At 56.0% G+C, this 7903-nt stretch carries 2 protein-coding genes (1 of these 2 cut by a window edge); both read left to right on the forward strand.

Annotation, left to right across the window (positions count from 1 at the left end; translation table 11 throughout):
- Positions 1 to 6 precede the first annotated feature (6 nt).
- A complete protein-coding gene (locus GJA_RS26140; protein WP_167541099.1) occupies positions 7 to 2961 on the forward strand; it encodes a beta-1,3-glucanase family protein in 2955 nt (984 codons plus the stop codon).
- Positions 2962 to 4606: 1645 nt separating this feature from the next.
- Positions 4607 to 7903, forward strand: the 5' portion of a protein-coding gene (locus GJA_RS10915; protein WP_479686745.1) for an immunoglobulin domain-containing protein. 24 nt of this gene lie beyond the right edge of the window; the window shows 3297 of its 3321 coding nt (coding positions 1-3297); it begins with the start codon at positions 4607 to 4609; its stop codon lies beyond the right edge, outside the window.

The raw sequence follows: 7903 nt of genomic DNA on the forward strand, positions 1-7903 counted from the left end.
ACCATCGTGTCGCAGCCGTTTAACCAATCCGTCGTTCCTGGCCAGACGGCCAAGTTCAGCGTTGTCGCCACCGGCGCCGACAGCTTGACTTACCAATGGTATCTGAACGACCAGCCTATCGCCGGCGCCACCGGCAGCAGCTACACCACGGCGCCTGTGAAACTGGAAGACAACGGCCAGCGGTTCCAGGTCAATGTCGCCAATCCAGCCAACGGCAGTGCGGTCAGAAGCAACGACGCCAATTTGCTGGTGATCGACGGCGTGCCGTCGGACGCCGCCAACCTGGCGCTGAAAGGCACGCCACGCTCCAGCTCGACCGAGAGTGCCGACTACTTTGGTCCGAAATATGTCAATGACGGTATTGGCAAGGTGCGTGCCGACAATGGCAACGAAGGTACCCGTTGGGCCTCGTTTGTGTTCCAGGGCGATGATGCCAAGTCGGACGATCAGTGGGTCGGTATCGATCTTGGTTCGGTGCAGGAAATCAATCAAGTGGTATTGGATTGGCAAACCGCGTATGGCTCGAAATATGTAATCGAGACCTCGCTGGACGACAAGGACTACAAACCGGCGTATACCCAGAATAACGGGCAAGGCGGTGTGGAGAATCTGTTGTTCGCGATTACCAAGGCACAGTATGTGCGCATGCACGGCGTCAAGCGCGCCACGCAATACGGTTACTCGCTGTTTGAACTGCAAGTGTTCAGCCCGGCGTTGACGATCCGTACCGCGCCAGCCGCGCAAACAGTGAAAGTCGGCCAGTCGGCCCACTTCACCGTCGATGCGGTGGGTCCGGGCACGCTGAGTTACCAATGGCTGAAGAAGGGTGTATTGGTAGCAAGTACCGATGTACCGTTCTACGATACGCCGGCAGTGACCAGCGATGACAACGGCGCCATCTACAGCGTTGTTGTGGAAAGCTCGAACGGCAGCAAGCTCACCAGCGATGGTGCGGTGTTGACCGTGAAAGCAACGCAAGGTATCGGCGCCGATCCACAGACCGGCAACGGTAATGGCGGTAATGGCGGCAATGGCGGCAACGGTAATGGCGACGGCAACGTTGCCTTGGGCAGTAACCTGGCACTCGGCAAGACCGCGTTTTCCAGCCCTGTCGAAAATCCGCAAGGCACTGCCGCCAGCATGGCAATTGATGGTATCGTCAGCGGGAACAGCCGGTGGTCGTCGAAGTTCGAGGACAAGGCATGGATGGCGATCGATCTGTACACGCCGACCGTGATCTCGCAAGTGACTTTGCAATGGGAAAATGCCTATGGCAGCGAGTATGAAATCCAGGTGTCGAACGATAAAGACAAGTGGGATTCGGTCAAGCATGTCAGCGGCGGCAAAGGCGGTATCGAACAGATCACGTTCGCGCCGGTCTCGGCCCGTTATGTACGTCTGCAAGGCTTTGCCCGCGCCACGCCATACGGCTATTCGCTGTACGAGTTTGAAGTGTACGGTCCGGCTAATCCCGGCGCCGCACCGCAGATCTCGGTCCAGCCAGCCGCTGTCGCGGTGACCGCGGGCCAGCCTGCTCACTTCGAGGCCAGCGTTGCCGGTAACGGTCCATTTACGTATCAATGGAACCGCAATACCGACCTGATCCCGGGCGCGACCTCTGCCAGCTACGATATCGCAGCGACGCAGACCAGCGACAACGGTGCGGTATTTACCGTCAGCGTCGCCAATGCCAATGGCATCGGTTCGCTGTCTTCCGGCGCCAAGCTGACCGTTAATCCGGTCAACGGCGGCAATGGTGGCAACGGTGGTAACGGCGGCACCAATCCGGACTATCCGGTGGTCCCTGGTTTCGTCACTGTCGATCTGAAAAACAACACCCATGGTAAATGGACTGATGACCAGATCTACGTTGCCGTGATTGGCCGCGATCCAGCCAACAAGGACAACTTCGCTTACCTGCAGGCGGATGGTGCGATATTGCCGATGTTGCTGACTGATAACGATGCACCAGGTCATTTGACGAAAAACGGCGAGAACTTCAGTAATTACTTCTTCACGCTGGCGCAAGCCAAGAACTTGAAGTTGCCGAAGATGGATTCGGGCCGTATCTTTGTTTCGATGGGCTCGCCGTTGTTTATCAAGATTAATGAGGATATTAATCATCAAACGGGTTTCGCCGGTCCGGATCTGAATAATCGTAACGATCCGAACATCGATATCTATTTTGACTGGTATGAGTTCACGCTCAACGACAACTTGTACATGAACCCGACCCAGGTTGACCAATTCGGCTTCCCGCTGCTGATGGATGTGTATGGCGACAGCCATAATTTCCATGAACAAGTTGGGATTACCGAAACGCGCGACAGCATCATTGCGGCTTACCAGAAAGAAATGCCGAAAGAGTTTCTGGTTGACGCAGTGCAGCCTCGCCGTATCCTGGCGCCAGGCAAGAGCAGCTTCGATACCGGCCGTGTTAACGCCGCTTATTTCGATGCATATATTAACGACATGTGGAATCTGTATCGCACCAAGCCACTGGTCGTAGATATGTACGACAATTCGCGTCGTTTCGTCGGTCAGGTCGCTGCCGATGATAAGGTAGTGTTCCGTGAAATCGACAAGGGCAATGGCGTTCTTGGCAACATCGTGTATACGGTGCCAGGCAAGCCTAGCACCCAGGACATGCTGGAAGCCAAAGGCGTGTTGGCCAGCCCGCTGGCTGGCGAAACCGACGGTGCGGTGATTTCCATTGAATTGGCATTGGAAGCACAAATCGCCGCCGCGCTGAACCGCCATATCATGGAAGACAGCTCGTTGTGGGGCGCACCGACCGCCGCGTGGTATGCGGCGTCGCCAGCCAACTACTATGCGAAGTTCTGGCATGAGCATAGCGTCGGCGCCAAGGCTTACGGTTTTGCCTATGACGACGTATCGAGCCAAAGCTCGAGTGTCATCGGCCCTAAACCGGAACACCTGGTGTTGGGAATTGGTTGGTAAGTTGTTGTAAGTAAGAAAATGACAGCTTGATATCAAGCTTGTTGGAAGTGCAAGGGCCGTGGCGTTTCGACGTCACGGCCTTTTTTTTGCATCGCCTGCTCCGACCATTCGCGAGTGTTTTCAGTATTCCCCGGCAGGCCCCGACGAACTGCCTGCATCGCATTCGCTGTTATTTATTTTAAATTTAAAATAATTTTCCGGCATTTTTCAGGTGTAACCGGAGCAATGTCTGCCTGGATGCCAATTGATTTCTCAAAGATCGCCGTGTTGATGATAGGAAAAAATATAGAGAGTGCCGAACTGGGGAAATAATGAGTTATCGAATATTCGCTATATTTTTCGATTAATTCCATCATTTAAAATGAAATTATTTGATGGGTAATTCATTGAATTGAATGATTGGAATGGATACATGGCGAGCCAGGAATTTTTTGGCATACAAGAATTGTTGCCGCAATATCGTTGCCTGGCGCCGTTTTACGCCTGTTAACAATGATGTGGCCTGGGATCAGGTTGTTTTTTATTGTTAAAAAGACGATTGGCATTATTTGGAGATAACATATCGCGATATTTTCTGGCGCGAAAATCGCTTATGCCGGCATTTAAAGCACAGCGCGGTTCGGCCAATGGGTAACGTTTTCGGCGCTGTTGCTAGCCAGGCAAACGGTGTGGATGTTGCGTCAACAAAATGTTGATTTTGGATGGTCTCTTCGGTCATGCCTCTTGTTGTTGTCTTGGTAAACACTGTGGATGCTCTATCAACAAACCGTTGATTCCTTCCTGACATCACCCTTTCAAAATTAGTTGCCAGTGGAAACTATCCAGATAATAATGCCCCGTGGAAACACTTAGCGCTGCCTTAAGGAGTGCTAGAAATACTTTCCGGAATGATATTTGTATAGTGTTTTTTGCTATGCATGATTGGTAATTGTCATTCCGTGAAAGTGCTTGGGGCCGTGGCACGAGCCGTTACCGGCGAGTGCTGCGGTTATTTTCTTTTTTTTGGTGACTAATGAAAAAAAATACACCTGCAATACGGCCGAGTTTTTGGCTGTTTTTTGTATTATGCCTGTTGGCCAGTTTGTACCGGCCACCTAGCGCCAGGGCGGATGATTCGTCCCTGGCGCCACCATCGGAGCGCCTGAAAATCAATCTGGGCGCTACTCCATGGAAATATACCAACGACGATCGTTTTATCGGCGACTCGAAAGTCACCGATATCACTTACGACGATAGCGGCTGGACTTCGGTTGGCGTACCCCATTCGGTCAACGAACAGGACATGTTCGTCAATAATACGTCGGGCCTGGCCGGCATGCCTTACGGTACCGTCTGGTACCGCAAGCACCTGCCCTTGTCGACCGCCTATGCGGGCCGCAAGATCCTGATCGAATTCGAGGGCGCGCATACCGGCGCCCAGGTGTTCATCAATGGCGTGCAAGTGCAAGGCACCAGCGCGCTGAATCCGACCTTTACCCATGTCATCGGGTTTGTGCCGTTCGTTGTCGACGTGACCAATATGGTCAAGCTCGGCAGCGACAACGTGATGGCGGTCAAGATCACCAAGAACGGTTTCGAGGATCCGCATTTCGCGGGCGACGCGCGGTTCGGCCAGGGCGATTCCGGCCTGTTCCGTCCGGTGTACATGCATATCACCGACAAGGTGCATATTCCGCAAAACGTCTATGCCATCCTGAAGACCTGGGGCACGCATGTGTCCACCGCCAGCATCGCCGCCGACGGCTCGTCGGCGGCGATCCAGGTCGAGACCAATGTGCTGAACGAAGACAGCGTACAGAAGAACGTCACGCTGACGACCCGCATTGTCGACGCCAACGGCCAGATGGTGGCCCAGGCGCAGGAAGGCCGCGTATTGCAGCCGAACGCAGGTCCGGGCTTGACGACCAACAAGTTCGTTCAAAACCTGACCGTCGCCAAACCGACGCTGTGGTTCCCGAACAATAGCAGCCACGGCACGCCGTATATGTACCGCGTGCTGCATATCGTCAGCGTCGATGGCGCGGTGGTCGATACGGTCGAAAGCCCGCTTGGCATCCGCACCATCACCTGGGATAAAGACTTCCCGATCATCAACGGCTATGCCCATCATCTGTGGGGCGCATCCGGACGCTACGATTACCCAGCACTGGGCAGTGCCGTGCCGGAAGAGCAGCAGTGGCGCGACCTGAAGCTGCTGGCCGATGCAGGCGGCAGCTTGTACCGTCCTGGCCATTCGTCGTCGAGCAAGGAATTCGTCGAGGCAGCCGATGCACTCGGCATCTTCATCGTCCAGCCTAGCGGCGAGGGCGAGGGGGCTTTCGACAAGTGCTACAACGCGGCCTTGAGCGATACCTGTACCCAGAGCGAGCTCGATAAATTCGCGTTGAAAACGGAAATCCACACCGAGATGATCGTGCGCGACCGTAATAATCCTTCGATCCTGTCGTGGGAGTCGAATAACGGTCCGATGGATACCAATTACGCGCAAGTGTTGAAAGCAGTAAACAACACCTGGGATCCGCTCAATACCCGCGTGGCAACCGACCGTACCCCGAACGACAAGAACGGCACCATCCTCGGTTGTACCCTGAACGGCTGCGAACTGGGCGTCAAGCACGACTTCCCGAATTCGCCTGCCTGGGGCGCCGAGTATTGGGGCAAGGGCGACTACCGTTACAAATACGATCACGAGATCGAGCTGGCCGCCGAGTTCCTGAACAACTGGCGCCGCGGCGTGGCAGCGAAAACGTTCGGCATGGTGCAGTGGTACCTGGCTGAAACGCCTGGTGAAAACAATGCCTTCCTGTCCAGCACCACGCCGGCTCCGGTAGCTACCGCGGACAATCCCAACCCGCCGGATTTGCGCAAACTTGAAGTGCGTTCGCTCGGTTCATCGATGATGGACGGCAACCGCTTCCCGAAACTGATGTATTACGCCTACCAGGCAGCCTGGGTCGATTACAAGACGCGTCCGGTAGTCAACCTGGCGCATCACTGGAACCGTTCCGGTACCGTGCGCGTCAATGCGTTCAGTAACTGCCCGGCGGTGCGTTTGCTGGTCAATGACACGCAACGGGGCACCGACCAGGTACCGAATGCGCTGGACATGGAAAATACCGACCTGACTCAAGACACCACCGGCTTGCCGCATCAGGTGCATTGGGATGGTATCCAGTGGGAAACCGGCACTGTCACCGCGCAGTGTCTCGACGAAATCGGCAATGTGGTAAAAGTGAACGGCCAGAACGTGCAAGATCAGCGCGCAACCGCTGACAAGCCCGACCACATCGTGCTGATCACCGAACCTGGCTTGAAAAAGCCGGACGGCACGACCTTCCAGATCACCGCCAACGGCAGCGATGCCGCGTTCATCACCGCCAAAGTGGTCGACGCGCATAACAGGCTGGTGCCGGAAGACAGCACCAACATCACCTTCACCGTCAGCGACAACGGTAATTACCGTGGTGGCTGGAACAATGCTGTGTCGCAAGACAAGCCAATCGGTTACCACTCGCCTGGCGACCATGAGCTGGCAGCCGAAGGCGGCCTGGCCCGTATCGCGGTGCGCAGCAAATTTGAACCGGGCACCGTGACCATCAGCGCAGCGTCTTCCGACGGCACGCTGCACAGCAACGTTGCCAGCTTTGACGTAGTGGCAGTGCCGCAGCCTGGCGACGCCAGCCAGTTGCCGCCTGCATTCGTGGTGCAACCGCAATCGCTGACCGTCAGTGTCGGCCAGACTGCGCATTTCGACGCCGTCGTGTCGGGTGCCGCACCGCTGGAGTTCACCTGGTACCGCAATGGCGTCGAAATCGCCGGCGCCAAGGCTAGCAGCTACGACACCGCGTTGGCGATCAGCGACGACAATAACGCTGTGTACAAAGTGAAGGTGAAAAACAGCTTTGGCGAATTCATCAGCAACGACGCCGTCGAGACGGTGGTCGCGCCCGAGGCGCCAAGCATCATCACCGCTCCGGTGGCGCTCAGCCTGGTAGAGGGGCAGACTGCCACTTTCCGTATCGTCGCACACGGTGCGCCGCCACCGACCTATCAGTGGTATCGCGACAACCAGAAGATCGAAGGCGCCCAGTCGGACACCTATACGATCGATGCCGTCAAGCAGACCGATAACAATGCGTCGTTCTACGTGGTGGCGAGCAACCTGGTCAAGAGCGTACCAACGACACCGGTCATCTTGACCGTTGGCGCCGCGACCGCGCCGCACATCACCCAGCAGCCAGGCAATCAGGTGGCGGCCTTGAACAGCCATGCCACGCTGACGGTGAAAGCCACTGGTTCCGAGCCGATGACGTATACCTGGTTCGACAAGGACCTGCGCAACGTTGGCAACAACGCGACGCTGGACTTCCCTGCGGTACAGGCTGCCGATTTCGGCAAGTACACGGTACGCGTGCACAATGCCGCCGGCGACCAGACCAGCGATCCGGTTTCGCTGTTGCAAGCCGCTCCCGGCATCAACCTGGCGCGTGCCCGCATTGCTACGGCTGATACCACGCAGGATTCGGTCGGCCTGGCCGCAGCGAAAGCTGTCGATGGCGACATCGATTCGCGCTGGGGTTCGGACTTCAAGCCGACCGCCGAGCTGATAGTCGACCTGGGCTCGACGATGAGCATGAACCGCATGATCTTGCGCTGGGATCCGGCCTTTGCGAAAAAATACATCGTCGAAGTATCCAACGATAATATCTTGCAAGTACCCAAGGATCAGCAAACCTGGACCAAGGCGTATTCGCAAGATCAAGGCAACGGTGGCGTGGAAGATACTACCTTCCCGGTCGTCAGCGGCCGTTATGTGCGCATGACCGGCATCGAGCGCGCCAACCCTGCTTACGGCTACTCGCTGGACGAACTGGAAGTGTATAACGTTGCCAACCTGTCCAAAGACGGTAGCGCTCCCGAGCGTTACACCCTGGTGCCAGGT

Source organism: Janthinobacterium agaricidamnosum NBRC 102515 = DSM 9628 (assembly GCF_000723165.1).
In the GTDB taxonomy this organism is placed as follows: Bacteria; Pseudomonadota; Gammaproteobacteria; order Burkholderiales; family Burkholderiaceae_D; genus Janthinobacterium; species Janthinobacterium agaricidamnosum.